Genomic DNA, 26,611 nt, shown 5'->3' with positions numbered 1-26,611 from the left:
AAAATTACTGACAGTCCCGCGGGTTTCAGCAACTATCGGATAACCACGACATCGACGCCGATCTTCGCGGCAACGGAGGCCCATTGCCTGTCAGCGGTCCATGCTGGCCATCCCTCGCGCATGGCCAGCGCCAGACAGAAACGATCGCCGAGCGACAAGCCCGCCTCGGACGTCGCGGCGCGTAAATGCCCTGCAACCCTAGCGAGTTCAGCATCCGCCGCAACAAAGGTGACAGGCAATGGGTGCAACATGGCGTCCACTTCACGAGGCGGCATGTCATTGTGCACGAAATGGCCTGTCACTTCCGCGAGGTTGACCACGCACATATGCGAGTCGATGAGTACGTCCGCCACCTTGTCGCCTCCAGGCTCATCGCGCAGCATGGCAAGCAAGGCTGAAGCATCGAGGATAATGGACGTCATTCGCCGCTTTCCGCGCGCCGATTGGCAAGGAAGACGTCGACCGATGCTTCCGGCTTGTTCGCAGTATATTTGCGGGCCAGGGCGCGAGCATGGTCGATGGACTGCGCGACGGTACGCAAAATGACGCCATCCGGGGTTTCCTCGACAAGCAAGGCACCGCCACCAGCCAGGCCCAGCCGCTTTCGCAGATCGGCAGGCAGGCTCATCCTGCCATTCGGCGTGATATTCACCTGAATCGTCATATCCGACCTTTTTCAGTTCCACTTTCCGATTGAGCCACATGTCTTACCGTATGTCATAACTCCTTCAGCATGTCACATAAAGGCTTTTTTGGCGTAGGCGGGCGATCTGCCATTAAGGGCTTCCAGCCGGCGCCTCAAGGCGCGACACTACTCGGCGACAAAGGCTACGACAGCAACGCCATCTGGGAGGCTGCCGCCCGCAAGAATGTCTGGGCCAACATCCCGGCACGATCCAACCGCAGGCAGCGCTTCGTCTTTTCGGGCTGGGTCTATCGCCAGCGCAATCTCGTCGAACGCTTCTTCAATCGCATCAAACACTTCCGAGGCATCGCCATCCGCTACGACAAGTGTCCCGAAAACTACCTCGCCGCCGTCTAACTCATATGCGCTCGCATCTGGTGCGCTGAGTAATGAGTCTACGCCCTAAAACGCTCAGGTGACCGGCGCAAAACCGTTACAAGTCCATCACTGAGCAACGACCAGCGCAAGATCGCCAAACCAGTCCATCGATCGCGCGTCCATGCTCAGAATGCTGGAAAAGACGCCGATGTCCGGCGTCAGCACCCATGGCACAGATTAGGGGTTGAGATTTAAGGAGGGTTTGGGCTTCGTCGTAGTGACGAAGGAACGCAGATGAAGCCCAAACCCTCCTTGCGAAAATCGCCGACGAAGGCCTCTGCCGAAGCCGTGGTGAAAGACATTCGCCGACAGACGCGGCGGCATTTCTCAGCCGAAGACAAGATCCGCATCGTGCTTGACGGACTGCGCGGCGAGGACAGCATCGCCGAGCTGTGCCGGCTCGAAGGCATTGCCCAGAGCCTCTACTACACCTGGTCGAAGGAGTTCATGGAAGCCGGCAAGCGCCGTCTTGCCGGTGACACCGCCCGCAGTGCAACGACGGGCGAGGTTCAGGACCTGCGCCGCGAAGCCCGTGCCCTGAAGGAATGCGTGGCCGACCTGACGCTCGAGAACCGTCTTCTGAAAAAAAGCATGATTGCGGATGGGGGCGACGACGAATGAGCTATCCCGCATCCGAGAAGCTGGAGATCATCCGGATCGTCGAGCAGTCGCACCTGCCGGCCAAGCGCACGCTGGACAAACTCGGCATTCCCCGCCGGACGTTCTACCGCTGGTACGACCGCTATCTCGAGGGCGGGCCGGAGGCGCTGGAGGATCGCCCCTCGGCGCCGAGCCGGGTGTGGAACCGCATCACCGAGGATATCCGCGCGCAGATCGTCGAGATGGCGCTTGATGCAACCGAGCTTTCCCCTCGCGAACTGGCGGTGCGCTTCACCGACGAGAAGCGTTACTTTGTGTCGGAAGCCACGGTTTACCGCCTCTTGAAAGCGCACGACCTGATCACCAGTCCGGCCTACACCGTGATCAAGGCCGCCGACCAGTTCCACACGAAGACCACCCGGCCAAACGAGATGTGGCAGACAGACTTCACCTACTTCAAGATCATCGGGTGGGGCTGGATGTACCTCTCGACCGTGCTCGACGACTTCTCGCGCTACATCATTGCCTGGAAGCTGTGCACCAACATGCGCGCCGAGGACGTCATCGACACGCTCGACCTCGCCCTAGCGGCTTCCGGCTGCGATCATGCCACGGTGCTGCACAAGCCGCGGCTGCTCAGCGACAACGGCCCCAGCTATATCGCCGGTGAACTGGCCGAGTACATCCAGGCCAACAAGATGAGCCATGTGCGTGGTGCCCCATGCCATCCGCAGACCCAGGGCAAGATCGAGCGCTGGCACCAGACCTTGAAGAACCGCATCCTGCTGGAAAACTACTTCCTGCCCGGCGACCTCGAGGCCCAGATCGAGGCCTTCGTCGAACACTACAACCACCGACGTTACCATGAGAGCCTGGCCAACGTGACACCCGTCGACGCCTACTTCGGCAGGGCTGCGGCCATCCTCAAACAACGCGAAAGGATCAAGCGACAGACGATCGAATATCGACGCTTGCAGCACCGCAAGCTCGCCGCCTAACATCAAACCCCAGACGAGGCCCGCACTCCGCTATTTTACGCCGCGATCTGTGCCAAATGTTTCGACGACGGACAGACGCCGAAAGGCTCGTTCGACAATCTTTACCCGACGCAGTCGGCGTGGCCGAGCTACAAGGGCTATGCTCAGGATGGCGCCGATCAGCCGTTGAAACAGGTGGCGGGTAACGGCGTGTCACTTATCGAGCAGCAGCTCCGCCAGGGGAATGCCCTCAGGCCTGCAACGCTCTCGACCAATTGAACGATGAGAGGCCCGGCTGGCGCAAAGTCTAGCCCGCCCCTTCGCCTCCACGGAATGATCGCGGAAAATACATGTGACGTTGCCTCTGATGTGCTACAAGGGTTCATCACTCCTATTGTGCCGCAGGCAAATCGTGACAGAGAGACCATCGTGCTCCCGCTTGCAAACCGGGAGATTGAGCGATGTATTTCACAGCAGCCGATCCCGCCCGTAATCGGGCGATTTCTTCATGACCATTCGTACCACGTCGACGACGCTGCAATTCGACGCGCCATTCAGGGTTGCGGGTTTGAATCTGCCTGCCGGAAAATATCATCTCGAGACCGATGAGGAAGTGATCGAAACCGCGAGCCGGACGGTCTATCGCCGTGTTGCCACGACGCTGCGCGTTCAAACCGGAGCCAGGATCGAGCATCATCCGGTTGATCCGGTCGAGCTCGCCGTGGCCCTGGAAAGGGATCGCGAAGCCCGGATGGCAACCACGGAGGCAATGCCCTCAAGCATGGTCAATCCACACGAGCTTTCAACAGATCCGGCCGCACTGTCACCAGATGGAGTCGCAGGCACTTCGCCGTGGAGATCTATACCGATGTGGATGCGAACAGCGCGCGCAGATCGCCGCGATCCGGAAGGCCAATGATGTTCAATTCCGCGATGATGTGCAGACAACAGGAGGCGCGTCATCGCCAGATTGCGGTGAATGCGAGCCTACAGAATGTCCGCAAGGTTGCGCTCGCGGCGGCTGCAGCATGGGGCCGCCAGGCCGAAGATGCCGAAGAGCGCGAGGCAGGTTCCCGATGCAGCCTGAGCGAGGCCGACGCAGCGATAGCACTGGAATTCCAGCTTGAGGACGATCTTGATGAGGATCCAGGGAACGAAGCTATGGGCAACCATGCAAGGGCTGCGTCTGGCGCAGTTCTCGTGAGAGGCACACTGCCCGATGGAGTGCCGGTATGATCTTTCACAAGCTCTTTGGCGCTCATGTGGCAGACGTGGCCTACAATCACTGTGAGGTGGTCCCGCCTTCTTGGACAGTTTGACGGCTGAGTTAAGCTAATCCCGGTTGTCGTTCATGCCGCCATTCTGGTCTTCAGATCATGGGGGGCATGCCCCCCATGATCTGAAGCTCCGATCCGCCAATAGGCCTCTGCCGGGGTTCGCCCGGCCAAGCCCGAGTGCGGTCGCTGGGTGTTGTAATAGGTGATCCACCGCCCGAGACCAGCCTTCAGCTCCGAGCCGGTCTCAAAGGCATGGAGATAGACACATTCGTACTTCAGGGAGCGCCAAAGGCGCTCGATGAACACATTGTCCATCCAGCGACCGCGTCCATCCATGCTGATGCGTACCTCCGCATCCCGCAGCACGCTGGTGAAGGCGAGACTGGTGAACTGGCTGCCCTGGTCGGTGTTGAAGATCTCGGGCCTGCCGAAGCGGGCCAAGGCATCTTCAAGCGCCGCGACGCAGAAGCTGGCATCCATCGTGTTCGACAGCCGCCAGGCCAACACCTTGCGCGTCGCCCAGTCCATGACGGCGACCAGATACAGAAAGCCGCGTCGCATCGGGATGTAGGTCACGTCGGCGCACCAGACATGGTTCGGCCGCTCGATCGCCAGTTTCCGCAGCAGATAAGGATAAACCCGATGCTGCGGGTGGGGATCGCTGGTCCGGGGCCGCTGGTAGATCGGCGACAAGCCCATCTTCGCCATCAGCCGCCGCACCCGACGTCGACCAGCGTCATGCCCATTCCGGCGCAAGTGCCGGACCATCTGGCGGCTGCCGTACCAGGGCATGTCGAGGAACGCCGCATCGATCACCCGCATCAGCGCCAATGTCTCCTCGGTCTCGGGCACCGGCGCGTAATAATAGGACGACCGGCTGATCGACAGCAGACGGCACTGGGCCGCGATTGACAGGCGGTGGTGAGCGGGATCGACCATCGTTCGCCTCCGTGCCACGCTCATCGACCGGAGGCTTTCGCTAAAAAATCTCGCTCGATGACGAGCTGCCCGATCTTGGCATGCAGCTTGTCCAAATCCGCCTCCGTGGCAGCCTTGGCCGTTTCGCCAGCGCCCGAGAAGGTTGCTGCCATGCCCTCGACCGCCTGCCGCTTCCACGCCGCGATCATCGTGTGATGGATGCCATGCTTGGCGGCTAACTCCGCCAGCGTCAGGTCACCCCGGATCGCTTCCAGCGCCACCTTCGCCTTGAAATCCGCGCTGTACCGCTTCCTTGTCGTCTTCATTCCCGTCCGTTCCTCACGTCGGGATTCGCTTAACACCCTGTCCAGGAAACCGGGACCACCTCACTGGGACCGCGGCTACTTTGTCAGCCGATGTTCCGTGTGCGGCTGCGAGATGGAGAAACTCCCGGGCCTGCCATGGCAAGCCCGGGCGCGTCGAACCTGATCGGACAGCCGATATCATGGCGGCTTTCGGGCGGCGGTCCACCGCAATGTGGGCGATTGCGGCTACAAACCCCACCGCGCGACGGATGCCCGAGTCCGCCATGCTGCAACCTCAGAAGCAGTTATCTGTCGTAAGAATGTCAGAAATGGCGTCGGGATAATTACCGAGCTCGGACCCAATCATCTCGTCGGCTCAGGTAGTTGGCAAAAATGCGCTGGCTTGAAGGTCAAGAGGGCGAGCCGGACAGCGCACCCTGGATCTCAATCAGAGCTGGAAGGCAGGGTGATCAACGAAAGTTGGCTTTACGGCCGGCCAAAATCAGGCGTGTCCGGAGTCGCGATCCGGATTCTCGCTGAACAGTCGGTTTTCCTGAGCATCCGACCGGCGCTCGTCGTCCGCCGAACTCGTCGCTGCCAAGGCTTGGCGCTCGGCGCGCTGCTCGCGCCTGTCGGCGGCGAAGGCTTCCTTTCTCCAACTGGCGGCCGCCTTCTCGGCAATCAGCCGCACATTTGTAAGAGAGGTGCCGGCCGCACCGCCAAGCTGGAGTTTTTCCTGCGCGCGACACAAGGTGGACGATGGGCGCATGAGCTTCCCTTTCACGGTCAGTAGAATGGGGATGCGGACGTCAGCCCTTGATCACGTTTGGGGCGACGCCCTTCACCGACGGCTGCGAAGCGTTGGCCCTGGGCGGTTTCAGCTTCTTGGGTTTCCGGGCTTCCTTGCTGCCTCTGCGCTGGCTCATGCTCATGCGTGTTCCTTCGACTGATTGAGGTTCGGCGGCGAGAGCGACGCATCTCTCCTCGCCTGGGCGACGGCGTCGCCCAGGTTAGAATAGCGCCAGGTCTTGTAGTGGTACCGATCCGCAGGGACGCGGGTGATACCGAGGCTCGACATCAGTTCGGCTGCTTCGGTTGCAGTCGGCGAAGAAGAAATGCTCATCTGCTGCTCCTCGGTGGATCGACCCGGACCAGCAAAATCGCCGTCCAGCCTGTGTGCATGGCAGCTAGAAGGCCATGCCACCGCCGTAGGTGGCGGGCGCCAGGGTCTTGTCGTCCCCGCATTCAGCCACCGCGGCCTCGGTCGTGATCAGCAATCCTGCGACTGACGCCGCATCCTGCAATGCGGATCGGACGACCTTGGTGGGATCGATCACGCCTGAACGGACCAGATCCTCATATTGCTCGGTCTGGGCGTTGAAGCCCAAATTCTGGTCGTTGCCGTCGATCAGCCGACCCGCGATCACGCCGCCATCGTGCCCCGCATTTTCGACGATCTGGCGGAGCGGTGCCTGCAGTGCCTTGCGGACGATATCAATGCCGCGCGTCTGATCGTCGTTGATCCCCTTGAGGTCGTCGAGCGTCCTGGACGCATAGAGCAATGCGGTGCCTCCACCCGCGACGATGCCTTCCTCGACCGCCGCACGGGTTGCATGCAGTGCGTCGTCGACGCGATCCTTGCGCTCCCGGACCTCGACCTCGGTCGAGCCGCCGACCTTGATGATGGCGACGCCACCAGCAAGCTTGGCCAAGCGCTCCTGGAGCTTCTCCTTGTCATAATCGCTGGTGCTGTTCTCGATCTGCGCATGGATCACATCGACCCGACCCTTGATCGTATCCGGAGAGCCGGCTCCATCAACGATGGTGGTGTTGTCCTTGTCGATGGTCACGCGCTTGGCGGTGCCGAGCATGTCGAGGGTCACATTCTCAAGTTTTGTGCCCAGCTCTTCCGAGATGGCCTGGCCTGCCGTCAGGATCGCGATGTCTTCCAGCATCGCCTTGCGGCGATCACCGAAGCCGGGTGCCTTGACCGCCGCAACCTTCAGGCCGCCGCGCAGCTTGTTGACGACCAGCGTCGCGAGCGCCTCCCCCTCGATGTCCTCGGCAATGATAAACAGCGGACGGCCCGATTGCGCCACCGCTTCGAGGATCGGCAACAGCGCCTGGAGGTTTGAGAGCTTCTTCTCGCAGATCAGGATGTAGGGATCCTGTAGTTCGACCGTCATCTTCTCGGAATTGGTAATGAAGTAAGGGCTGAGATAACCGCGATCGAACTGCATGCCATCGACCACATCGAACTCGAACTCCACGCCGCTGGCTTCCTCAACGGTGATGACGCCTTCCTTGCCCACCTTTTCCATCGCTTCAGCGATCCTGCGGCCAACGATCTCGTCGCCATTCGCCGAAACGATGCCGACTTGGGCGATTTCCTCATTGTTGGCGACAGGCTTAGAGCGTGCCTTGAGGTCGTCGACAACCTTGATGACGGCGAGGTCGATGCCGCGCTTCAGGTCCATCGGGTTGATCCCGGCTGATACGGATTTCATGCCCTCGCGCACGATCGCCTGGGCAAGCACGGTCGCAGTCGTAGTGCCGTCGCCGGCATGGTCGTGCGTCCGCGAAGCGACAGCACGCAGCATCTGCGCACCCATATTCTCGAACTTGTCCTTGAGTTCGATCTCCTTGGCGACGGTGACGCCGTCCTTGGTGATGCGCGGAGCGCCGTAGCCCTTGTCGATGACGACATTGCGGCCCTTGGGGCCGAGGGTCACACGGACCGCATTGGCGATAATATCGACACCACGCACGATGCCCTCTCGGGCCTCGCGGGCGAATTTGACATCCTTGGCCGGCATGGTCTGCAATTCCTTCTGTTCGGTATGTACTGGGACTGCTCCGTGGGATCAGCCGACGATGCCGAGAACGTCGCATTCCTTCATGATGATGAGGTCTTCTCCATCGACCTTCACTTCCGACCCCGACCATTTTCCGAACAGAACCCGGTCACCAGCCTTAACGTCGAGCGGCGTGATCGAGCCGTCTTCGGCGCGAATGCCCGTACCGGCGGCGACGATCTCGCCCTCCTGGGGTTTCTCCTTGGCGGTGTCGGGAATGATGATGCCACCCGCCGATTTCTCGGCGGCGTCGATACGACGTACGAGCACGCGATCATGCAAGGGACGGAATGTCATGGGCAGCTTTCCTCACGCTGGGCCGCGACGAAATCGTCGCTTTCACAAGCGGGGAGCCAGCGCTGCCTATTGCGATCTGGCACTCCGTACAAGCGAGCGCCAACCAGCTCTAGATGGGGGACGGGTAGCGAAAATCAAGAACGCCCCCGGCGCTTGAGCGAGCGACACGGGCGACAAACCCCGATTTCCCGCCATGAAGTCTCGCATCTGTGTTATGAACGATCATCGTCGGCTTGCGATCAGTAAGCGCCGACGGCTGAGGGCCAGGATGTGCTCCCGCTTACAGCGCGAAGGAGCCAGCCGTTGGACTATAATTACCTCTATCACCGCCACCAGATTTCGCTCATTCGTGCGGGTGCAGCAAAATCCGTCGAGGCGCGCTTCGTCCACGAACAGCTCGCTGGGCTGTACGCAAGAGCAGTAGAATTGATCCAGAGCGAGCGTCCGCCAGAATCGCCGCGACCGGCAAAACTGATTACGCGGGTCAGCAATCCGACGCTATTTTTGCGACCATGAACGAAGGGCGGCTTTCAGGTAGCTCCCGAGTCTAGCCCGATGCCCCCTTTGTCGGCGACTGCCGCCTCGATTTATCTCAGGTTAGCCGTAGTACCGGTTAATGCTGGCATGGCCCATTCCGCGATCACGATAGTGCCGCAATCCTGATTGGCGACTGGCAGCAACGCATGCTGACAATTGGGGTCACCGAAAATAGCTTAACTTCGCCGCCAAGCAGGATCGGTGTCGAGATTATCGCCCATTTGGAAAAGGCGGGTAGCGAAGGAAGGCATAGTGCCAAGATCAAACAATCTTGAAACACGCTACGCCTTCCTCCTGAACGATCTGAATTAGAAAGAGAAACTCAGATCGATGCCATAGGTGCGCGGCTCACCATAGAGCGCACCCGGTGCAAACAGATTGCCGTGCGAGATATAATAATCCTTGTTGGTAAGATTGCGTCCCCACAGGCTGAGACGAAGTTCACCAACCGGAACCGGAATTTTGCTAAGATTGAGACGTGCATTCAGCAGCCCATAATCGCCGGTGATATAACGGCGATCGTTGGGCTGCGCAAAATGCTTGCTCTGATAGCCGTAATCCAGAACGAAGTTGAATTCCCCGATCGACGTTTCAGGGAAGCGATATTCCAGATTGGTCGAAATCACATGTTTCGGCGCGCTGACGAAGGCGTAGCCATCGGTGATGTCGGCGCCCTGGTCATTGAGAATTTCAACGAACTTGGCGTCGAGATAGCCATAGTTGAACCCGACGGTGAGCGCCGAGGTGGGCCGCATCGTAATATCCAGTTCGAGACCGCGGATGCGCGCCTTGCCCGCGTTGATTACATCGAGCAGCGTAACCTGCTGCGGATCGGGCACGTTCACCTGGATATCGCGGTAATCCATATGGAACAGCGCTGCGTTAATACGCAGGCGGCGATCCAAAAGATCAGATTTCACACCCCATTCATAGGAAACGACATTTTCGGGCGCAAAGCCTTCGCTGAAGCGCTGGGGAGAGCTGGCCCCAATATTATAGCCACCCGTCTTGTAACCGCTGGCGATGCGCACATAGCTGTTCACATCCTTGTTGATGTCCAGCGAGATGGTGCCGCTCGGGCTGAAATCCTTATACGCACGATGTCCGCGGGTCAGCGGGTTGGCAACCGTCTGCGTTCCATTTTGATAGACATTGCGCTGATAGCTCGCCGTACGTTCATCGCGCGACCAGCGGCCGCCCAATGTAAGGTGCAGACGATCCTCGAGTAGATCGGGCGTATAGGTGCCTTGCGCGTAAACGGCATAAGCCTTGTTCTTGGCCGTGATCCAACGATCAATGGTGCGGAAGCCCAATTGCAGGGCGGTATCGAAACCGTCGGAATTTTCCGTGAAATAGTAAAGGCCGGCAGCATAATCGAACCGGTCACCCAGCTTGCCCACCAGTTGCAGTTCCTGCGAAAACTGCTCTTGTGACTGATCAAAAGACAATTTCGAGGCGGCATAGGGGCCGAAGTAACCAGCCAGGAAGTTCTGGTTGGTGAAGCTGGATAGCTTGCGATAGGCGGTGATCGATTTCAGCTGGGCATTGTCGGAGACATCCCAACTGGCCGTCAGGCTGTGGCCCTGCGACACAATATCGTTGGCCTTCAGATCGTCCACGAAGGGCGAGCCCTCACTGGGACGCGGCGTTTGCTGCGGGTAGAAGGCAACCGCGGTTGCAAGAGCCGGCGTGTCACCGATTTCGGTGCGATCGTACGTATAACGGAATTCCAGGGCGTTCGAGGCCTGCCAGCGCAGCGCTGCGCGGTAAGCTGTGCGATCCTGATCGCCGAAGCGATCGACGCCGGTGCCGATATTGCGCGTGACGCCATTGCGCTGGCTGCGGAAGTAGGAAAGCTGGGCGGCCACGGTGTCGCCCAGGGGAATGTTGATCATCGTACGCGTGCGGAAATGATCCAGATTGCCCAGGGTAAGGCTCTGCTTCGCGCCCCATTCGCCCAATTTGGGCGCAGCGGTGATGAAGTTGATCGCGCCGCCGGCCGCGTTGCGGCCATACAGCGACCCCTGGGGACCGCGCAGCACCTCGATGCGCTCCAGATCGGCAACTTCGGTCGCTAGACCCTGGCTGCGCGCCATGTAAACGCCATCCACATACACCGCGACGCTGGGGTCCTGCGTCAGCTGGTCGCTATTGTTGCCGATACCGCGAATATAGATGCGGGGCGACGTGGCGTTGTTGGGGAACGGGGTCAGCTGCAGGTTGGGCACCTGGGTCTGCAGATCGGAAAGGCCGGTGATCGACTTGTTTTCCAACGCGGTGCTGCTGAACGCCATGATGGAAATCGGCGTATCCTGAACCGATTCCGATTTGCGCTGAGCGGTAACGACGATTTCTTCGAGGCCGCTGTCGTCCTGCGCCACGGCAGGAACGTCCTGCGCCATGGCGGGAGCCGACCAGGCCGTCGCAATGGAAAGGGCCAGATATGAGATTGCAAGCTTGTGGCGTGACAAAAGGTGCGTGGAAATAGAAGGACGCATATTATCTTTCATGTTTGTTGTTTTACAAAATACTAGGAAACGACTGCACATCAGGCATGTCGCGGTCGCGATACCGGAAATCAGATCGAGATGATTTCAGTTTTTGGTACCGGATGTGCTTCGGCATTGACCCAACGAAGCAGCGCTGTGCCATTGGTATGGCCAGCGGTGTCTATCCACGTGCCAAAGCCCAGATCGCGTGGCGAGACGACAAGGATGAGCGAACCATCCTTTTCCAGCCTGGCCTTTTTGGGATTGGTCCAGACGTTGGGCCGGGTGCGATAATCGAGCGATTCCATCCACCAGTTATCGACCTGGAAATTCCAGAAACGGGATTCCGGAACAGGTGTGCGCAGGATCCAGGCCTGATCCGGCTTCAATTCCCAATAGCCGTGGAGATAGTGGATATTGGGATCGCCGCCACCGCGCTGGAAGAAGGATTGATCCCAGGGCAGCAACTGGTTGGGCTTCGTCATGAACAATTCTGTCCATTCCGCGAAGGTTTTGGCTGTTCCCGCGACAAAGCCCGTGGCGGTGCTGAGGGCGCGCACCAGCTGTTCCTCGGTCAATGGTTGCGGAACAGCCGGTCCGCCGATCGCTTCGATAGAAAGTTGCGCCGGCGTTTCAGCCTGCTTGTCCAGGAATGTCTGCCGGACGAGCAGCATGGTGGAATCTGCCGCCAGTGGTAGCCAATTCTTGCCCGTGCGTTCGCGGCTGACGATCAGTTCGAAGCTGCCATCAGCGTTCAGCACCAGATCCTTGGCGTCGAATTCGCCCGTGGTCGCCATTTCACCATTGATGCTGTAGCGATTGGCCTTCGTACCAAAGCTCAGATACGGAACAGTGCCGCGCGTGCCCGTGATCCGGTAGCTGCGATCACCCGCAACCACACTGTTGAGATAGATATTGTCCGGATTGTCCGCGCCGATCTTGATAGTTTCATTCGACAATTGGAAAAAGCGCGGAAAATCCGGATCAGCGGATTCCATGGTCATTTCCAACGCGGCACGCATCAGGCGTGTCAGGTAGCGGATGCCCTCGGCCTGATCCAGGCCATTGCGCGGCACGGTGGGGCGTTCCAGAATTTGCCCGATACCGGAAAGCTCCTGGCAAAAATCCTGCCAGATTTTGAGATAGGTTGAGCCATTTTTCGGCGTCGCGGGCAAGCTGCGAGCTGATGCATTCTGGGCGAGGTTCAGCCCTCCGAATGCAAGGCCTGCCGCCCCCAGAAAAGTGCGTCTTGCGACTTCGTCCATTGCGTTTTCCACTTAGAGTATCTTGCTTATGGTAATTGCTTAGATGCGCACCTGAATGGCAATTTGCGTATGAAAATCAATAAAAATTGCGCGTTTTCCGATAAAATGCACAATAGTTTTCGCATTTGCGTAACTGTTTGGCCGAACGGGCGAGGACAGATCATAATCCCGTTGCCGAGTTGGCAGCAGGTCGGATAGCGATGGAAAATGACTATGCCGCTATTGCCGCTCCCCGGTATTCTTGAAGCGCGTGATGACGATCGCGTCGTAAAGGCGCGCCTTGAAGTGCCCGGGATGATCGTTGAACTCTGCGATTATCCACCGCTGCGGAGCGAGGACCGCATCACATGCGAAAGCGAAACGATTTTGAGTTTGGGCCTGTCGCCGCTGCTGCCGGTCAGTGCGGGGCGCTACTCTTCTGGTTCGCATAGCCATTTTGCGCGCCTTGGAGCGCTTATACTGCGTCCGGCGGGCCTGCCGTTTGAATTTCGGCATGCCGGGGGTGAATTCACCAGTGTTCGTTGCCGTTTTGCGCAAACCGACAATCTGAAGCAGCCCGGCGAAAGCTGGTCGGATGCCGAGCTTGAGGCCTGTCTTCACATAGACGATCCGAGGGTTGAATATGCAATGATCCGCCTGGCCGAGGAATGCGAGCGGCCTGACGCGAACAGCGTGGCTTTGGCGACCAGCCTCGGCCAGCTCATTCTGGCTGATCTCGCCCGCTATTTCCAGGCCGTGCGGACCCGGGCCGCAAGCCGCAAGGGCGGTTTGCCAGCCAGTCAATTGCGGCGTATTTCCGATCATATCGCAAACAGCGCATCTCCGCCCAGTATAGCGGACCTGGCCGCTTCGTGCGGGTTGAGTGGCAGCCATCTGATGCGCGCCTTTCGGCAGAGCACCGGCAAGAGCGTGGCCAAATATGCCGAGCATATCCGCATGTCCAAGGCGAAGACCTTGCTTTCGGAAACAGATCTTCCGATCGGCGAAATCGCCACCAGGCTCGGTTTTTCCACCGCGGCTGCCTTTTCCCACAGCTTTCGTCGCGTCACGGGGCATACGCCGCGTAACTATCGGAATTCGATAGGGTAACCGGCCGGCATTTGCCGGTTCACGGGGTGGGATATGATTGCGTGCAATGGGCATCAGCGGCACATGACGGCGCCGTCGACGAACATCGTGTCGCCGGAAATATAGGCGCCTTCGGCTGACGACAGAAAGGCGACGGCGCGGGCAATATCGATCGGCTGCCCCATATGGCCGACGGGGATCCCGGCCTCGACGGCAGTGCGTGCTTCCGGGCTGTCGATATACCGGCCAAGCTGCGGTGTTTCGATAAAGCCGGGGCAGATTGCATTCACGCGAATGCCGTGGGGCGCATATTCCTTTGCCGCAGCCTTGGTCAGCCCCAATACGCCGTGCTTTGCGGCCGTATAATGGGGAAGGCCGGGTGCGGCCATCACGCCCGCACCCGAACAATTGTTCACGATCGAACCCCCGCCGCATTTCAGCATGGCGGTGATTTCATGCTTCATGCTCAGGAATATGGAACTGAGATTGGTACGGATAACCTGGTCCCAATCGGACAGGGACTGTTCGTGGAAAGGCGCAACGGTGCCGGTCATCCCAGCATTGTTGAAGGCGATGTCCAGGCGACCGAAATGATCGACGGTCTGCTTCACCATCGCAGCGATCGCTTCTGGTTCTTCCACATCGGCATGAATGAAAATGGCGGTCCGTCCGGCAGCCATGATCCGTTCAGCTGTCTCGCGCCCGCGTGCGACGGTGCGGGCGACAACGGCGACGCTTGCGCCGCGCTCGGCCAGATATTCGGCGGTTGCCTGGCCGATGCCGCTGCTTGCGCCCGTGACCAGGGCGACCTTGCCGGTCAGGTCCATGGGTGTGCTCATCCGCGGATATCCCGCAGCGCGGCGGGGTCCGTCCATCCGCCGGGGCGGTAGGCGCTGGTGATCATGACGGAAACGTTGGGCAGATCGAGGAAGCGCGCGACATTGGCCATTTCTCGGGCATAATTGGCCTTGTACACCTCTTCGGACCCGTTAGCCTTCCAGAAGACAAGCGGATCCGTCATCGCTTCGATCGGATAGCATTCCTCCACTATCCCGTCCCATGGCGGAGCCCCGGGGGTCAGCACGCGGGTCACGATATTCTGGCAATAATAGAATGTATCCTGTGTTTCCACGCCGACCCAGGTCTGATCCCGCATCCAGATTTCCATATAGCCCTCGCGGGTTATGCCGGGCAGCTTGAACAGGAAGGCCAGTTGCGAAAAACCGCGCACACGGCCATCGGCGGCCGGTGCGTCGGTGTTGGGCAGCACGGTCGATTCCGCCACGGCATACCCTGCGATACGCGGGGCGATGCTGCTCAATATGGCTTCCACCGGCTGCCTGTCATGGGCAGCGTTCAACCAGAAGGCGATCATGGCGGCTGGGGCCGGCTGCACCGGCTCGGCGCGCAGGGGCGCACCAGCGGCAACCGCCTCATCGACGATGTTGATCTGGAGCCGGTCTACCGGGAGGGAAAGCAACCTGTCCCGAACGCTTTCAAGCAACACGGCATTGAACTGTTCGATGGGCTGGGAATCCGGTTTCCAGAGTATGTAGATTATCTTTTCCAAAATGCCCCTCCATGCTCTGCGCGCGCAGAAATCAGCCGATGTCCGCGCGGCGTCCACCTTTCTCGGACGGCTTTTTCCTAGTGAAGCAGGCGTGCGGCGTCACGGCCATAGATGGTCGGAAATTTCGCATATAGATCATAAATATCGCCAAACGATCATCAATTGATGGGATCGGGCTGACCGTTCGGTCAGAGCATCTTCCAGTCCAATGGAACCATCTGGCTGAAAAATGCTCTGGAAGATGCTCTATGTCGGCGTTTACGGCCCGGTCCCTGCTTCACGCCCCGATGGGCTGACCATGGGGATGCATCACGATCCGGCTCCCAGACCACTGTCCAGTTCGAGCTGATGACCAATGCCCGGATAAGCCTGTCAGCATGGCTGGAGCAGAGTCGTGGTCGGGCTGGCGATTACCTGTTCCCAAGCCGGGTCGACTACACCGGCCATCTCAGCACGCGCCAATATGCACGTCTGGTCGACGAATGGGTCGTTGCTGCCGGTTTGAACGGCGCAGAATATGGAGCGCATTCGCTGCGCCGGACCAAGGCCTCGATGATCTACAAAGTCACCGGCAATCTGTGAGCCGTTCAAATCCTGCTCGGTCACAGCAAGATCGAGAACATCGTCAAATATCTCGGCGTCGATATAGATGACGCCCTGAGCCTTGCGGAGCGTACCGAAATCTCTCATAGCGGCTCCTCGTTCCGACGAGGAGCCGCTCCACGCCCAATGAACGGGCGTCCGGCATTTTAGGGAACGCTCCAGGCACATCGAACGGCGGCTATGGCGGCGTTAGCGACCCCAGTCGTTTGCCTTCGCCTTCGCCTCCGCTTGTGCGTCAAACGGATCGCCAGCGCGGATACTGTCTACATACGCCATCAATGCCGGATCATCGCTGCCGGCGGTGCGATAGGTGCCCATCTGGCGGCTCTGCCCCGTGAACATCGCGCGCACTGCCCATTCCTTGTCTTCACGGCAGGCGACACCCGATGCGGCGGACGACGCAAAGCTGCGACAGATGGCGCCGTCTCCATCGCGGAAGCTCAGGCGCACCTGCACAGGGCCTGCCGCCGGTCCCGCGCTCGCCAGCTGATTGTCCAGCGCCTCGGCGACGGGGCCAGCCGCAATCAGTTCGCCGCCACGCTCGACGATCGATGGATTGGAAACGGAGTTGAAGGCGTAGCCACCCGCCAGCCCGGCGATCAGCGTTGCGGCGATTGCCGCCCATTGCGGCAATCGCCTCCCCTGCCGGTCCGCGCGCGCTTCGGCCAGGGCGATTATCCGTGTCGGCTGGGCGGCGGCAACCAGCGCTACCGGCACCGGCTCCCCGGCGATCGGGCCGAACGCTCTGCCAAGCCGTTCACGCAAAGCGCGTTGCTGCGCCAGTTTCCCGGCCAGCGACGGATCGCTCGCAAGCGCGTCTTCGACACGCACGGTTTCAGCCGGTGACAGTTCGCCGTCGAGATAGGCGTAGAGCGTTTCGTCGTCGATCATCGCTTCATCCTTCCCCGATCAAGGCCATCAGCGCGTTGCGCCCGCGAACCAGCCGGCTGGATAATGTCCCAACCGGTATGTCCAGCAAGTCCGCCGCTTCGCGATATCCAAGCCCTTCGATCAACACGAGTGCGACGGCCTCGCGCTGGTCGTCGGGTAGCTGGGTCATCGCGGTCATGATCTGATCGAGCTCGAGCTTCGCTTCAATGCCTGGCCGCGGGTCATGCCCCACCTGTTCTCCCGCCTCGGCCGGAGCCCAGCGCTTCGCGTTGCGTCCCTGTACGCGCGCCGTATCGATCCATGCGTTGCGGGCGATTCGATAGAGCCAGGAATCGAGCCGTGTCCCCGGCTGCCACTGGTCCCGCGCCTTCAGCGCGCGTTCGATCGCGATCTGGGCCAGATCGTCGGCATCCGTGCGATTGCCCGACAGGCCGTGTGCGAAGCGACGAATCCTTGGCAGGAGCGCCACCAACCCGTCCTCGAACGCGTCCAAGAAAATTCCTTTCATCCATGCGAATGAAACGATCAGTCTGCGTCGTTTAATCCTTCGACGGAGAAAAATAAAAGGAAGCGATGATGCGAAGGCGGATAGCGGGAACGACAATGGTGGCGGCGCTGCTGCTGGGCGGCGCGGTCGACGCGCAATTATTGTCGGCACCGATCGGGAACCTTCCCGGTCAGGTGATCGGCGGTGCATTGCCATCGGTGCTGCACCAGACACCGGCCGCCGTGGGTGGCGTCGTCAGCCGGCTGGAAATCGATCAGATGGTGTCGGACTTAAATCCACGCTCGCTCCGGGATCTGCGTCGCGCGCGGCTACAAGCGTTGATCCGCGCCAATCGCGCCACGCTCGACGCCGACGATATGGGCAATCCCATCCGCCGGAACGAAGTCATCACCCTCGATCCCACGCCGGAAATGCTGGCCAGAATCCAAACCGCGGGCTTCGCAATATTGCGTCGGGAACACATCGAAGGTCTCGACCTCGATCTGGTCGTGCTCGGCACGCCCAAGGGCGATGATAGCCGCGAAGCGCTCCAGCGCCTGCGCAAGCTTGCTCCTGAGGGGCAGTTTGACCTCAATCACATCTTCGAACCCGCCGGCGCTGCACTGGGTGCGGGATCGGCGGCAGCGCTGGCTTTGGGCAGGGCACCCGCCAACCAGCCGGCGATTGGAATGATCGATGGGGGTATCGCCGCGCACCCGTCCCTGACCGTGGCGAAAATCGAACAGCGCGGTTTCGTCAACGGTGCGCCACGTGCAAGCGGCCACGGCACGGCGGTCGCTTCGCTGCTTGTCGGGCAGGATGGACGTTTTCGGGGCGCTGCCATTGGTCGTACGCTCCTCGCCGCCGATGTGTATGGCGGCAATCCGGCTGCGGGGTCGGCCGATGCCATCGCGCGCGCGATCGGCTGGCTCGCCGGGCGGGGGGCGCGCGTAGTGAATATCAGTCTGGTCGGGCCGCCCAACCGCCTGATCGAGTGGGCCGTCCAGTCAGCCAATCGCCGCGGCATGCGCATCGTCGCAGCGGTCGGCAATGATGGGCCGGCCGCCCCGCCATCCTATCCGGCCTCCTATCCCGACGTGATCGCGGTGACCGGTGTCGATGCACGCGGTCGCGCGCTGACGGAGGCGGGGCGTGCGGTGCATCTCGATTTCGCGGCACCCGGCGCGGACATGGCGGTAGCTCTTCCCGGCAAGGGCTATGCGGCGGTGCGCGGCACATCCTTTGCAGCACCGCTGGTCGCCGCGCGTTTTGCGGCCGCGGGCGGTGATGCTGCGGTGGTCGAACGCGAAGCCAGCCCTGGCCACGGTAAAGTGGGGCGCGGCATCGTCTGCCGGCCGTGCAGGATTGTCCCCGCAGATGTCGGCGCGAAAAAATGACGCTGTTCGGGATGAACCCGCTATCCGCCATCGTTCTCCTGATGACGGCCCAGAAAATCGGCCCGCCAATCAAGGAGAAAAACCATGAAACGCACCATCCTTTCGGCCAGCTTCGCCATCGCCATAACAACTCTCCCGGCACAGGCACAACTGCTCGGCGGTGGCGGCGGTCCGGTCGGCAGTGTGAGTGGGGCTGCCTCCGGCGCACTCAATGGCGCGGGTTCGCTCGGCGGCTCGGTGGGGTCGCTCGGCTCAGCAACGCAGAAGCTGACCGGTTCGGTAAGCGGCTCTGGTAATGCGCACGCCAGCAATTCGATTGACGCGCGCTCCGGTTCCGCCGGCGCGGATGCCGGCCTGGCAGGCACGCTTGCCGGGACGGTGAGCAGCGCGACCTCCGCTTCGGGCCCAGCTGGCCCCCTCCTGAACAGCAGCGGTTCGGCCAGCGCCAGCCAGTCGATCGATCGCAGCGCGAACGTCGCGCTCCGGGGGGTCGGGACCGATGCTGCCGGTAGCATCGCTGGCCAGGCAACCGCTGCCGCGACCGGCACGACGCAGGGCGCTCTTGGTAATGCCAGATCGGTTACGGCCGGGGCCAGCGGCACGGGTTCGGTCACCGGCTCCGGGGCGGCGACAGCCAATAAATCTGACGACGCTACCCAGCCGCAGCATTGAGCATCGGATGTTCAAAACCGCCCGTCGCAACGTCGACGGGCGGGATCGTCTTGCCCGTTATGAAACAACGGCCACAAACCGACCCGTCTTATGTCCGCTCCCGAAGAAGGAGCTGGGTGCGCAGAATGATCGCTTTGTCGGCGGGAGCCGACGCGCGGGCGCCGATTGGCTGATGGCCAAAGCGATTGACGCGCCGCACAGGCATCGCCAGGCAAGCGTCAGTGACGACCACCCTTTCTCTCGACGAAGCACGCCGGATCGCGCTCGCTGCGCAGGGGTTCGGTGCTCGTCTGCCCGAAAAGCCGACCCGCGCACATCTTTGCAGATCGCTTGATCGCCTGGGACTGTTCCAGATCGACAGCGTCAACGTTCTGGCTCGTGCGCACTATCTTCCCGCCTTCTCGCGGCTCGGCGGCTATGATCGAACGCTGCTTGAACTGGATGCCTGGGGCGCCAAACAGCAGCGCCGCATGTTTGAATATTGGGCGCACGAAGCCTCGCTTCTGCCGCTCGATCTTCATCCGCTGCTGCGCTGGCGGATGGCGCGCGCCGAGCGGGGCGAGATCGGTTATCCGGCCCTGAAGCGCTTCGCGACTGAACGCCGGCCTGAAGCACAGGCCGTGCTAGACCGGATCATCGCGGAAGGACCGATGACAGCGGCTGATTTCGAGAACGGATCGAGCAAAAGCGGTTGGTGGGAATGGAGCCACACCAAGCACGCTCTCGAATGGCTGTTCTGGTCGGGCCAGATCACCACGGCCACGCGCCGCAGCAGTTTTGCGCGTGTGTATGATCTACCCGAACGCGTGTTGCCCAAAGCCGTTCTCGACCTCGCAACACCGGACGCCGCAAGCGCACAGCGCACATTGATCGAACGCAGTGCTCGTGCGCTCGGCGTCGCGACGGTCGCGGACTTGCGCGATTATTTTCGCCTGAAACCCGAAGAGGCGGATCATGCGATCACTGCGTTGGCCGAGGCGGCTATTCTCATCCCCGTGCGGGTCGAAGGCTGGAGCCAGAAGGCCTGGATGCATCGCGACGCCCGCCTGCCGCGTCGCGTGAATGGTGCGGCGTTGCTCGCACCATTCGACCCTCTGATCTGGGAGCGCAGTCGCACCGAGCGCCTGTTCGGGTTCCGCTACCGCCTCGAAATCTACGCCCCACAAGACAAGCGTACCCATGGCTATTACGTCCTGCCTTTCTTGATGAATGAAGCGCTGGTCGCCCGCGTCGATCTCAAGGCAGACCGCCAGACCGGCGTGCTGCTTGCGCATCGCATCACCCTCGAACCGGACGCGCCTGCGGACGCGCTGGAACGCCTCATGATTGAACTCGATCGGATGGCGAGGTGGCTTGGCCTCGATGCCGTCCAGGTCGGCATGGCAGACCAGTCATCCTGAGAGAAATCGGATGCGCAACGCGCAAATGAACGACCGGCAGGTTTCAGACAGCCGGAAATAGACATTGGACCGCAGCTTTGTCGATGCCAATGTAGTCGAGTGTACCGCTCGGAACCCCTAGATTTTGGACGACCTGCCTTAATCTGGGAACAATTTCATCAAGCTAGGTCAGAAGGTTGCTGCGCTGAGATATTCCACTCGAGATAGCGTGGTTCTCAATAAAATCGTCAAAAGCGCTGGCATCAAGCGGGCGCGAAAAGAGATAACCTTGGCCGACCGAACAGCCTAGCGACCTCATGAAGGAGAACTCCGCCTCGGTCTCGATCCCTTCGGCGACAACGCGGATGTTCAGCGCCTTGCTCAGCTTGATGATAGTCTCGACGATCACCTGCTTGGCTGAGCTGTGCTCGACATCGCGTACGAAACTGCGATCGATCTTGATCTCCGTGAGCGGGAAACGCTCCAAGTACCGCAAATTGGAATATCCGGTGCCGAAGTCGTCGATAGAGATTTCAACGCCCAACCCGCGCAGCTTGCTGAACACGCGCAAGGCTTCAGCGGGTTCGGGCATCATGAGACTGTCCGTCGTCGAAACATTTGGCACAGATCGCGGCGTAAAATAGCGGAGTGCGGGCCTCGTCTGGGGTTTGATGTTAGGCGGCGAGCTTGCGGTGCTGCAAGCGTCGATATTCGATCGTCTGTCGCTTGATCCTTTCGCGTTGTTTGAGGATGGCCGCAGCCCTGCCGAAGTAGGCGTCGACGGGTGTCACGTTGGCCAGGCTCTCATGGTAACGTCGGTGGTTGTAGTGTTCGACGAAGGCCTCGATCTGGGCCTCGAGGTCGCCGGGCAGGAAGTAGTTTTCCAGCAGGATGCGGTTCTTCAAGGTCTGGTGCCAGCGCTCGATCTTGCCCTGGGTCTGCGGATGGCATGGGGCACCACGCACATGGCTCATCTTGTTGGCCTGGATGTACTCGGCCAGTTCACCGGCGATATAGCTGGGGCCGTTGTCGCTGAGCAGCCGCGGCTTGTGCAGCACCGTGGCATGATCGCAGCCGGAAGCCGCTAGGGCGAGGTCGAGCGTGTCGATGACGTCCTCGGCGCGCATGTTGGTGCACAGCTTCCAGGCAATGATGTAGCGCGAGAAGTCGTCGAGCACGGTCGAGAGGTACATCCAGCCCCACCCGATGATCTTGAAGTAGGTGAAGTCTGTCTGCCACATCTCGTTTGGCCGGGTGGTCTTCGTGTGGAACTGGTCGGCGGCCTTGATCACGGTGTAGGCCGGACTGGTGATCAGGTCGTGCGCTTTCAAGAGGCGGTAAACCGTGGCTTCCGACACAAAGTAACGCTTCTCGTCGGTGAAGCGCACCGCCAGTTCGCGAGGGGAAAGCTCGGTTGCATCAAGCGCCATCTCGACGATCTGCGCGCGGATATCCTCGGTGATGCGGTTCCACACCCGGCTCGGCGCCGAGGGGCGATCCTCCAGCGCCTCCGGCCCGCCCTCGAGATAGCGGTCGTACCAGCGGTAGAACGTCCGGCGGGGAATGCCGAGTTTGTCCAGCGTGCGCTTGGCCGGCAGGTGCGACTGCTCGACGATCCGGATGATCTCCAGCTTCTCGGATGCGGGATAGCTCATTCGTCGTCGCCCCCATCCGCAATCATGCTTTTTTTCAGAAGACGGTTCTCGAGCGTCAGGTCGGCCACGCATTCCTTCAGGGCACGGGCTTCGCGGCGCAGGTCCTGAACCTCGCCCGTCGTTGCACTGCGGGCGGTGTCACCGGCAAGACGGCGCTTGCCGGCTTCCATGAACTCCTTCGACCAGGTGTAGTAGAGGCTCTGGGCAATGCCTTCGAGCCGGCACAGCTCGGCGATGCTGTCCTCGCCGCGCAGTCCGTCAAGCACGATGCGGATCTTGTCTTCGGCTGAGAAATGCCGCCGCGTCTGTCGGCGAATGTCTTTCACCACGGCTTCGGCAGAGGCCTTCGTCGGCGATTTTCGCAAGGAGGGTTTGGGCTTCATCTGCGTTCCTTCGTCACTACGACGAAGCCCAAACCCTCCTTAAATCTCAACCCCTAATCTGTGCCATGGGTGCTGACGCCGGACAAATGGCAAGGAAGGTGCCGGCCTCGATCAGGCCGGTGCCGCCCATGATCTCGTTGGCGCCAAGATGCTGGGGCAGGATCGAATATTTGACCGGGCCGAAGATCGTGGAATGCAGCCCCATCAGAAACAGCGCCAACAGCAGCGCTGGGACCGACTCCATCCAGAAGCCACCGAGCGCCAAGACCATGATGCCGATCTCCGCCGCCTTCACCAGCCGCACCAATTTCGCTTTGTCCCAGGAGTCGGCGATTTGGCCGGCAAGCGCGGAGAAGAGAAAATAAGGAAGGATGAACAGGCCGGTTGCGATTGTCGCCAACATCTCGGCCTTGTCGGGCTGTGCGGCATAAAGGCCGAAGTTGGCCAGAAAGAGCAGCGCGAACTTCAGAAGATTGTCGTTGAAAGCCCCCAGGAACTGAACGACGAACAGTGGCGCGAATCGGCGCTTGCCGAGCAGTGACAGTTCCGGTGCAGACATGCAGTCTTATCCCCATCGTTCGCGGACATCGTAACCGGCAGGCCTTAAGGTGTTGTTATCTGGCGCATCGACAGCAGCCGCTTGCCTCGCGCTTATCCCAGACGCCCACTCATCCTGCCGATGATTGCGGCTTGCCACTTAATTGATCATCGTTCAATAAAATAATTGGACAGTGATCAATTTCTGCCCTACCTTCAGATCATGGCACGCCGATCCGATCACAGCCGGGAGGAGCTTCAGCGGCTCATTGTCCTGGAAGGCCACAAGCACATGGCGGAAGTGGGCTTTGCGCGCTTCTCCGCGCGCGAGGTCGCCAAGCGGATCGGCTATTCGGTGGGCACGATCTACAATGTGTTTGGCAATTATGATCGGCTGATCCTGGCGATCAACACGCGGACGTTCGCCCTGTGGGCCGCGTTCCTGCGGGATCGCTTGGACGATATTGCCGGGGATCGCATTCGCGCACTTGTAGAAGGCTATTTCAATTATGCCGCGTCGAACGCCAACCTCTGGATGGCGATCTACGATCATCGGCTACCGCCCGACGAGCCGATGCCGGTCGCCGATGGTGAACAGCGCGCCGAGCTTACTGAGATCGTCGTCAGCGAAATCGCCAGGGTGCTGCCCGCAACCTGCCGGGACCAGGCTCCCCGTCTCGCCCGCTCGCTGATTGCGACAGTCCACGGCCATTGCGCGTTCGCCCTCAATGGCAGCTTCGCACTCATGGGCGAACAGGAACCCGTGGCGATCGCCCTCGATCGGGTGCGCGAGGCGCTCGGGATAACAAATCCGGGGCCCACATCTCTGCAACAGGACCCAACGAGCAGTTGAGGGGCCGCACGCCCTTCTCCGCTTCCGGATCGGACGGCGGTTGGCCGCAACCGACTGCCATTCCCAAAATCTCAGCGTGAATTGAACGAAGGGAATCGGCAAAGGTCTGCGGCCGAAGCGGTCCAAATTCCAGTCGCTGCTGGGCCGCGCTCACCCTATCGAAAACGAATGGCGCGACCGGCGTTAGGAAAGCTACGCATCGGTCTGATGCCGCCTTGCCTCAATCGCGCTGGCTCGTTTCACTCATCGGCCAAACACCCAGCAGATCGCCCGTTTTTGGATTTTCGACGCGCAACTCGGCGAAGTCGCCGATGATCATGCACTGTGGTCGTTGGTGCTGTTCCGTGGGCTGCAAACATCGCACTGGCCTGCCCGCCTCGGCTGATTGCAGGCGGCCAATGATCCGCAAGGTAAATCCGCGTGCGGGATCGAAATCGCCCGGCTCCATCCGCTTGACGATGTCGAGCCTGCGCGCGCTCTTGCCTGCATCGGCTTCAACAAGGCGCGCGATCGCCAATTCGCTTTGGGTTTGACCCGACGGAGCGGTATTGATCGCGCCGGAAAGCGCGGTGGCGGGACAATCCGTCGCCGTCGACCAGGGCTTGGCGATCCAGAAGCCTTCGAACGCGGCTTTGCCTTCCCCGGTCTCGGCCGATCCCCATGTCGCGCGTTCCCACCGCACGGGATTGATCCACACGCGCAGGGTGGTCTTCGCCTCGTCATACTGCCATCCGAACGGCGCTGTGCGCTCGCCCTCGACCGGCCCCTCGCAGCCGAAAGGCAGCGCGAGGTCGAAGCGCCGGCCCGCCGCTGCCTGTACCGCCTCTGGCAGCGGACGCGAAGCGCTCACAGCGTCCACTGCATCGGCGACAAGGTCGAGTAATCCGGCTCGTTCCAGAGTGGGCGGCGCGATGGCTGCTGGCGGAGGCGGCGGTGCGGGTTGGGGCGTCGGAATGGCCGACACTGCAGGCGCAGGTTCGGGAGCCGTGGTGCGACCGATCAGGAAACCGCCGCCACCCACCAGCAGCAGCGCGGCAAGGCCGCCGGCCATGGCCAATCGACTGGAATGTGGGGTCGGCTCCTGCATAAACCCGTCCTAGCAAAGCATCTGCTGCTCTCCCACCCCGAAGACCGTTGGCGCGTCTTTCGTTGACAGACGGCGGCCATGGACCGAGGCAGGGATGCAATGACGCTCGATCAACTTCTTACCCTCCTGGTTCTGGCGATGGTCATTGCCGCGCTCATCTGGGACAAGGTACGCGCCGACGTGGTGGCGCTGAGCGGCGCCGCCTTTCTGCTGATTACGGGCGTTGTAAGACCTGTCGAGGTGCAGAGCGCTTTCGCCAGCCCGGCGATCATGGCGCTCGCCTCGCTCTTCGTCATTGCTTATGCGCTGGAACTGAGCGGACTGCTGGACCGCGCGATCGCATTGGGTGTCAACCTGTGCAAGCGGATGGGTTCGAAAGGGATCTGGCTGCTCCTGAGCATGATCGGCTGTGCCTCGTGCTTTCTCAACTCGACCCCCATCGTTGTGCTGGGCGCCCCTGTCATCCGCGATATCGCGCAGTCGCTGGGCCAGTCGCCAAAGCGCTATCTGATGCCGCTTTCCTACATCACCGTTCTGACCGGCTGTTGCACGCTGATCGGCACCTCCACCAACCTGCTTGTCGACGATATGGCGCGTGTCGCCGGACAACCCCGTTTCGGCTTCTTCGAGATCACGCCCGTGGGGCTGCCCGTGGCGATCGCCGGCGGCCTCTACCTCCTGCTGGTAAGCGGGCGCATGCTCGCCCGGCCTGAAGAGGAAACGCAGATACTGCCCAAGGTGATCGACCCGCACGCGATTCACAGCGCGCAGGTTGGAGACGCCTCTCTGTTCGCAGAGCCGCGCGCGCTGCATCCGCGCAAAGCCGCACTGGCGGCCGGAATATTCGTGGGCGTCATCGCGCTTGCGGCGCTAAACATTGCCCCGATCGCCGCGACCGCGCTGGCCGGGGCCGTTTTGCTCATTCTTCTGCGCGTGATCAGCCCGGACGAGGCTTACGCTGGCCTCAAGCCGGAAATCCTCATCCTGATCGCCGGAATGGTCGTCCTTGGCATCGCCATGGACCAGAGCGGGCTGGCGTCGCAGGCTTCGGGCCTGCTCATCACCAGTGTCGAGGGGCTTAGCCCGCTTGTCGCGCTGATCGTGCTCTACGGCGTCACTATGGTCCTGACCGAACTACTCTCCAATGCCACGGTTGCCGTGCTGGTGACTCCGGTCGCCGTCGCGCTGGCCGACAGTCTGGGCGTCAGCCCGCGTCCCTTCCTGATCGCCGTCATGATGGCCGCCAGCGCAGCGTTCGCGACCCCTTTTGGCTATCAGACCAATGTCATCGTCTACCAGATGGCAGGCTACCGCTATATGGACTTTGTCCGTGTCGGGTTGCCGCTCAACCTCATCACTTTCGCGGTGGCCATCATCGCGATCCAGGCAGCCTTTCCTTTCTAGATTTGCCTTTCCACCCCGCGCTGGATGGCCGAAATGTCGGCG

27 protein-coding genes and 2 pseudogenes are annotated in these 26,611 nt (G+C 60.8%); 12 read left to right on the top strand and 17 right to left on the bottom strand.

The window, feature by feature from the left end; genetic code table 11:
- Nucleotides 1–32: 32 nt before the first annotated feature.
- Together KC8_RS18915 and KC8_RS18910 are read right to left on the bottom strand one after the other, a co-directional pair.
- On the bottom strand, nucleotides 33–422 hold the full coding sequence (locus tag KC8_RS18915; protein WP_010127412.1) for a type II toxin-antitoxin system VapC family toxin: 390 nt from the start codon (nucleotides 420–422) through the stop codon (nucleotides 33–35).
- A complete protein-coding gene (locus KC8_RS18910; RefSeq protein WP_010127410.1) occupies nucleotides 419–664 on the bottom strand; it encodes an AbrB/MazE/SpoVT family DNA-binding domain-containing protein in 246 nt (81 codons plus the stop codon). Before KC8_RS18910 ends, KC8_RS18915 begins: the two co-directional genes overlap by 4 nt.
- A gap of 99 nt (nucleotides 665–763) precedes the next feature.
- Between KC8_RS18910 and KC8_RS18905 the strand changes: the two are divergent.
- The 4 genes and pseudogenes from KC8_RS18905 to KC8_RS18880 all read left to right on the top strand — a co-directional run.
- Nucleotides 764–1,042 (top strand): annotated as a pseudogene (locus KC8_RS18905) (transposase); the annotation flags it as partial.
- 255 nt (nucleotides 1,043–1,297) lie between these two features.
- A protein-coding gene (locus KC8_RS18895) for an IS3 family transposase (RefSeq protein WP_138956601.1) occupies nucleotides 1,298–2,661 on the top strand; the annotation gives its coding sequence in 2 pieces (ribosomal slippage) (nucleotides 1,298–1,645 and nucleotides 1,648–2,661; 1,362 coding nt in all).
- Nucleotides 2,662–3,148: 487 nt separating this feature from the next.
- Nucleotides 3,149–3,559, top strand: coding sequence for a hypothetical protein (locus tag KC8_RS18885; RefSeq protein ID WP_010128026.1), 411 nt, complete (start codon nucleotides 3,149–3,151; stop codon nucleotides 3,557–3,559).
- Nucleotides 3,556–3,876 carry a hypothetical protein gene (locus KC8_RS18880; RefSeq protein WP_192807725.1) on the top strand — a complete coding sequence of 107 codons (321 nt, stop codon included), beginning with the start codon at nucleotides 3,556–3,558 and terminating at the stop codon, nucleotides 3,874–3,876. The genes KC8_RS18885 and KC8_RS18880 overlap by 4 nt, the downstream gene beginning before the upstream one ends.
- Nucleotides 3,877–3,989: 113 nt before the next feature.
- On the opposite strand, the gene KC8_RS18875 is transcribed toward KC8_RS18880, so the two are convergent.
- The 5 genes from KC8_RS18875 to KC8_RS18860 all read right to left on the bottom strand — a co-directional run bounded on the left by KC8_RS18875 (nucleotide 3,990) and on the right by KC8_RS18860 (nucleotide 8,292).
- Nucleotides 3,990–5,161 (bottom strand): IS3 family transposase gene (locus tag KC8_RS18875; RefSeq protein ID WP_138956794.1). Its coding sequence is split into 2 segments (ribosomal slippage): nucleotides 3,990–4,897 and nucleotides 4,897–5,161, totalling 1,173 coding nucleotides; the frame shifts between segments, so codons are not numbered across the junction.
- 481 nt (nucleotides 5,162–5,642) lie between these two features.
- Nucleotides 5,643–5,909 carry a hypothetical protein gene (locus KC8_RS18870; protein WP_029624318.1) on the bottom strand — a complete coding sequence of 89 codons (267 nt, stop codon included), beginning with the start codon at nucleotides 5,907–5,909 and terminating at the stop codon, nucleotides 5,643–5,645.
- A gap of 159 nt (nucleotides 5,910–6,068) precedes the next feature.
- Nucleotides 6,069–6,263, bottom strand: a complete 195-nt coding sequence (locus KC8_RS20025) for a hypothetical protein (protein ID WP_138956608.1) — start codon at nucleotides 6,261–6,263, stop codon at nucleotides 6,069–6,071.
- 64 nt (nucleotides 6,264–6,327) lie between these two features.
- Complete coding sequence (gene groL, locus KC8_RS18865) at nucleotides 6,328–7,956, bottom strand: chaperonin GroEL (protein ID WP_010123994.1); 1,629 nt, start codon at nucleotides 7,954–7,956, stop codon at nucleotides 6,328–6,330.
- Between the two features lie 48 nt (nucleotides 7,957–8,004).
- Nucleotides 8,005–8,292, bottom strand: coding sequence for a co-chaperone GroES (locus KC8_RS18860; RefSeq protein WP_010123995.1), 288 nt, complete (start codon nucleotides 8,290–8,292; stop codon nucleotides 8,005–8,007).
- 303 nt (nucleotides 8,293–8,595) lie between these two features.
- Between KC8_RS18860 and KC8_RS20020 the strand changes: the two genes are divergently transcribed.
- A complete protein-coding gene (locus KC8_RS20020; RefSeq protein WP_138956609.1) occupies nucleotides 8,596–8,808 on the top strand; it encodes a hypothetical protein in 213 nt (70 codons plus the stop codon).
- 329 nt (nucleotides 8,809–9,137) lie between these two features.
- Here the strand turns inward: KC8_RS20020 and KC8_RS18855 are convergent, their stop codons facing one another.
- Nucleotides 9,138–11,378, bottom strand: a complete 2,241-nt coding sequence (locus KC8_RS18855) for a TonB-dependent receptor (RefSeq protein WP_232455577.1) — start codon at nucleotides 11,376–11,378, stop codon at nucleotides 9,138–9,140.
- A gap of 29 nt (nucleotides 11,379–11,407) precedes the next feature.
- On the bottom strand, nucleotides 11,408–12,583 hold the full coding sequence (locus tag KC8_RS18850) for a DUF1214 domain-containing protein (RefSeq protein WP_010123998.1): 1,176 nt from the start codon (nucleotides 12,581–12,583) through the stop codon (nucleotides 11,408–11,410).
- 207 nt (nucleotides 12,584–12,790) lie between these two features.
- Between KC8_RS18850 and KC8_RS18845 the strand changes: the two genes are divergently transcribed.
- The gene (locus tag KC8_RS18845) at nucleotides 12,791–13,672 is read left to right on the top strand and encodes a helix-turn-helix transcriptional regulator (RefSeq protein ID WP_083831184.1); all 882 of its coding nucleotides are present in this window, start codon (nucleotides 12,791–12,793) and stop codon (nucleotides 13,670–13,672) included.
- A 53-nt stretch (nucleotides 13,673–13,725) separates the two neighbouring features.
- On the opposite strand, the gene KC8_RS18840 is transcribed toward KC8_RS18845, so the two are convergent.
- Both KC8_RS18840 and KC8_RS18835 read right to left on the bottom strand, forming a co-directional pair.
- Complete coding sequence (locus KC8_RS18840) at nucleotides 13,726–14,490, bottom strand: SDR family NAD(P)-dependent oxidoreductase (RefSeq protein ID WP_198360957.1); 765 nt, start codon at nucleotides 14,488–14,490, stop codon at nucleotides 13,726–13,728.
- On the bottom strand, nucleotides 14,487–15,221 hold the full coding sequence (locus KC8_RS18835) for a hypothetical protein (RefSeq protein ID WP_010124003.1): 735 nt from the start codon (nucleotides 15,219–15,221) through the stop codon (nucleotides 14,487–14,489). Before KC8_RS18835 ends, KC8_RS18840 begins: the two co-directional genes overlap by 4 nt.
- Nucleotides 15,222–15,554: 333 nt before the next feature.
- On the opposite strand from KC8_RS18835, the pseudogene KC8_RS20420 reads away from it, so the two are divergent.
- Nucleotides 15,555–15,905: pseudogene (locus tag KC8_RS20420) on the top strand (tyrosine-type recombinase/integrase); the annotation flags it as partial.
- Nucleotides 15,906–16,013: 108 nt separating this feature from the next.
- Here the strand turns inward: KC8_RS20420 and KC8_RS18825 are convergent.
- Both KC8_RS18825 and KC8_RS18820 read right to left on the bottom strand, forming a co-directional pair.
- Nucleotides 16,014–16,715 carry an anti-sigma factor family protein gene (locus KC8_RS18825; RefSeq protein WP_086495636.1) on the bottom strand — a complete coding sequence of 234 codons (702 nt, stop codon included), beginning with the start codon at nucleotides 16,713–16,715 and terminating at the stop codon, nucleotides 16,014–16,016.
- Nucleotides 16,716–16,719: 4 nt separating this feature from the next.
- Complete coding sequence (locus KC8_RS18820) at nucleotides 16,720–17,223, bottom strand: RNA polymerase sigma factor (protein WP_010122981.1); 504 nt, start codon at nucleotides 17,221–17,223, stop codon at nucleotides 16,720–16,722.
- 68 nt (nucleotides 17,224–17,291) lie between these two features.
- Between KC8_RS18820 and KC8_RS18815 the strand changes: the two genes are divergently transcribed.
- The 3 genes from KC8_RS18815 (at nucleotide 17,292) to KC8_RS18805 (ending at nucleotide 20,671) form a co-directional block, all read left to right on the top strand.
- A complete protein-coding gene (locus tag KC8_RS18815) occupies nucleotides 17,292–18,599 on the top strand; it encodes a S8 family serine peptidase (RefSeq protein ID WP_037494880.1) in 1,308 nt (435 codons plus the stop codon).
- Between the two features lie 84 nt (nucleotides 18,600–18,683).
- On the top strand, nucleotides 18,684–19,271 hold the full coding sequence (locus tag KC8_RS18810) for a hypothetical protein (RefSeq protein WP_010122978.1): 588 nt from the start codon (nucleotides 18,684–18,686) through the stop codon (nucleotides 19,269–19,271).
- A 221-nt stretch (nucleotides 19,272–19,492) separates the two neighbouring features.
- Nucleotides 19,493–20,671 carry a winged helix-turn-helix domain-containing protein gene (locus KC8_RS18805; protein ID WP_010122977.1) on the top strand — a complete coding sequence of 393 codons (1,179 nt, stop codon included), beginning with the start codon at nucleotides 19,493–19,495 and terminating at the stop codon, nucleotides 20,669–20,671.
- Nucleotides 20,672–20,834: 163 nt separating this feature from the next.
- On the opposite strand, the gene KC8_RS18800 is transcribed toward KC8_RS18805, so the two are convergent.
- From KC8_RS18800 to KC8_RS18790, 3 genes are all read right to left on the bottom strand, one after another.
- Nucleotides 20,835–21,245: an EAL domain-containing protein gene (locus KC8_RS18800; RefSeq protein ID WP_086495634.1), complete on the bottom strand. Its 411-nt coding sequence runs from the start codon at nucleotides 21,243–21,245 to the stop codon at nucleotides 20,835–20,837.
- Nucleotides 21,246–21,324: 79 nt separating this feature from the next.
- Nucleotides 21,325–22,688, bottom strand: a protein-coding gene (locus KC8_RS18795) for an IS3 family transposase (protein ID WP_138956601.1) whose coding sequence is annotated in 2 segments (ribosomal slippage) — nucleotides 21,325–22,338 and nucleotides 22,341–22,688 — 1,362 coding nt in all. Because the reading frame shifts where the segments join, the coding sequence is not laid out codon by codon here.
- A 46-nt stretch (nucleotides 22,689–22,734) separates the two neighbouring features.
- A complete protein-coding gene (locus tag KC8_RS18790) occupies nucleotides 22,735–23,247 on the bottom strand; it encodes an MFS transporter (RefSeq protein WP_232455576.1) in 513 nt (170 codons plus the stop codon).
- 201 nt (nucleotides 23,248–23,448) lie between these two features.
- Here KC8_RS18790 and KC8_RS18785 point away from each other — a divergent pair, with 201 nt between their 5' ends.
- Nucleotides 23,449–24,078 (top strand): TetR/AcrR family transcriptional regulator, encoded by a 630-nt coding sequence (locus tag KC8_RS18785; protein WP_050805464.1) that lies wholly within the window; start codon nucleotides 23,449–23,451, stop codon nucleotides 24,076–24,078.
- 220 nt (nucleotides 24,079–24,298) lie between these two features.
- On the opposite strand, the gene KC8_RS18780 is transcribed toward KC8_RS18785, so the two are convergent.
- Nucleotides 24,299–25,129, bottom strand: a complete 831-nt coding sequence (locus tag KC8_RS18780) for a hypothetical protein (protein WP_010127421.1) — start codon at nucleotides 25,127–25,129, stop codon at nucleotides 24,299–24,301.
- A gap of 135 nt (nucleotides 25,130–25,264) precedes the next feature.
- Here KC8_RS18780 and KC8_RS18775 point away from each other — a divergent pair, with 135 nt between their 5' ends.
- Entirely contained in the window at nucleotides 25,265–26,569 is a 1,305-nt protein-coding gene (locus KC8_RS18775; RefSeq protein ID WP_010127422.1) for an SLC13 family permease, read from the top strand.
- The last annotated feature ends 42 nt before the right edge of the window (nucleotides 26,570–26,611 follow it).

Source organism: Sphingomonas sp. KC8 (assembly GCF_002151445.1).
GTDB lineage: Bacteria > Pseudomonadota > Alphaproteobacteria > Sphingomonadales > Sphingomonadaceae > Sphingomonas_E.
The sequence above is the reverse complement of the archived record's forward strand: the minus strand, read 5'-3'. Positions and strand labels throughout refer to the sequence as shown.

Bases quoted from the DNA above. Each gene is read 5' to 3' on its own strand.
- KC8_RS18910 (WP_010127410.1), bottom strand. From the start codon at position 664: ATGACGATTCAGGTGAATATCACGCCGAATGGCAGGATGAGCCTGCCT.
- KC8_RS18870 (WP_029624318.1), bottom strand. From the start codon at position 5,909: ATGCGCCCATCGTCCACCTTGTGTCGCGCGCAGGAAAAACTCCAGCTT.
- KC8_RS18850 (WP_010123998.1), bottom strand. From the start codon at position 12,583: ATGGACGAAGTCGCAAGACGCACTTTTCTGGGGGCGGCAGGCCTTGCA.
- KC8_RS18845 (WP_083831184.1), top strand. From the start codon at position 12,791: ATGACTATGCCGCTATTGCCGCTCCCCGGTATTCTTGAAGCGCGTGAT.
- KC8_RS18840 (WP_198360957.1), bottom strand. From the start codon at position 14,490: ATGAGCACACCCATGGACCTGACCGGCAAGGTCGCCCTGGTCACGGGC.
- KC8_RS18880 (WP_192807725.1), top strand. From the start codon at position 3,556: ATGATGTTCAATTCCGCGATGATGTGCAGACAACAGGAGGCGCGTCAT.
- KC8_RS18855 (WP_232455577.1), bottom strand. From the start codon at position 11,378: ATGTGCAGTCGTTTCCTAGTATTTTGTAAAACAACAAACATGAAAGAT.
- KC8_RS18775 (WP_010127422.1), top strand. From the start codon at position 25,265: ATGACGCTCGATCAACTTCTTACCCTCCTGGTTCTGGCGATGGTCATT.
- KC8_RS18820 (WP_010122981.1), bottom strand. From the start codon at position 17,223: ATGAAAGGAATTTTCTTGGACGCGTTCGAGGACGGGTTGGTGGCGCTC.
- KC8_RS18915 (WP_010127412.1), bottom strand. From the start codon at position 422: ATGACGTCCATTATCCTCGATGCTTCAGCCTTGCTTGCCATGCTGCGC.
- KC8_RS20025 (WP_138956608.1), bottom strand. From the start codon at position 6,263: ATGAGCATTTCTTCTTCGCCGACTGCAACCGAAGCAGCCGAACTGATG.
- KC8_RS18785 (WP_050805464.1), top strand. From the start codon at position 23,449: ATGGCACGCCGATCCGATCACAGCCGGGAGGAGCTTCAGCGGCTCATT.
- KC8_RS18810 (WP_010122978.1), top strand. From the start codon at position 18,684: ATGAAACGCACCATCCTTTCGGCCAGCTTCGCCATCGCCATAACAACT.
- KC8_RS18825 (WP_086495636.1), bottom strand. From the start codon at position 16,715: ATGATCGACGACGAAACGCTCTACGCCTATCTCGACGGCGAACTGTCA.
- KC8_RS18860 (WP_010123995.1), bottom strand. From the start codon at position 8,292: ATGACATTCCGTCCCTTGCATGATCGCGTGCTCGTACGTCGTATCGAC.
- KC8_RS18885 (WP_010128026.1), top strand. From the start codon at position 3,149: ATGACCATTCGTACCACGTCGACGACGCTGCAATTCGACGCGCCATTC.
- KC8_RS18780 (WP_010127421.1), bottom strand. From the start codon at position 25,129: ATGGCCGGCGGCCTTGCCGCGCTGCTGCTGGTGGGTGGCGGCGGTTTC.
- KC8_RS18800 (WP_086495634.1), bottom strand. From the start codon at position 21,245: ATGATGCCCGAACCCGCTGAAGCCTTGCGCGTGTTCAGCAAGCTGCGC.
- KC8_RS18790 (WP_232455576.1), bottom strand. From the start codon at position 23,247: ATGTCTGCACCGGAACTGTCACTGCTCGGCAAGCGCCGATTCGCGCCA.
- KC8_RS18815 (WP_037494880.1), top strand. From the start codon at position 17,292: ATGCGAAGGCGGATAGCGGGAACGACAATGGTGGCGGCGCTGCTGCTG.
- groL (WP_010123994.1), bottom strand. From the start codon at position 7,956: ATGCCGGCCAAGGATGTCAAATTCGCCCGCGAGGCCCGAGAGGGCATC.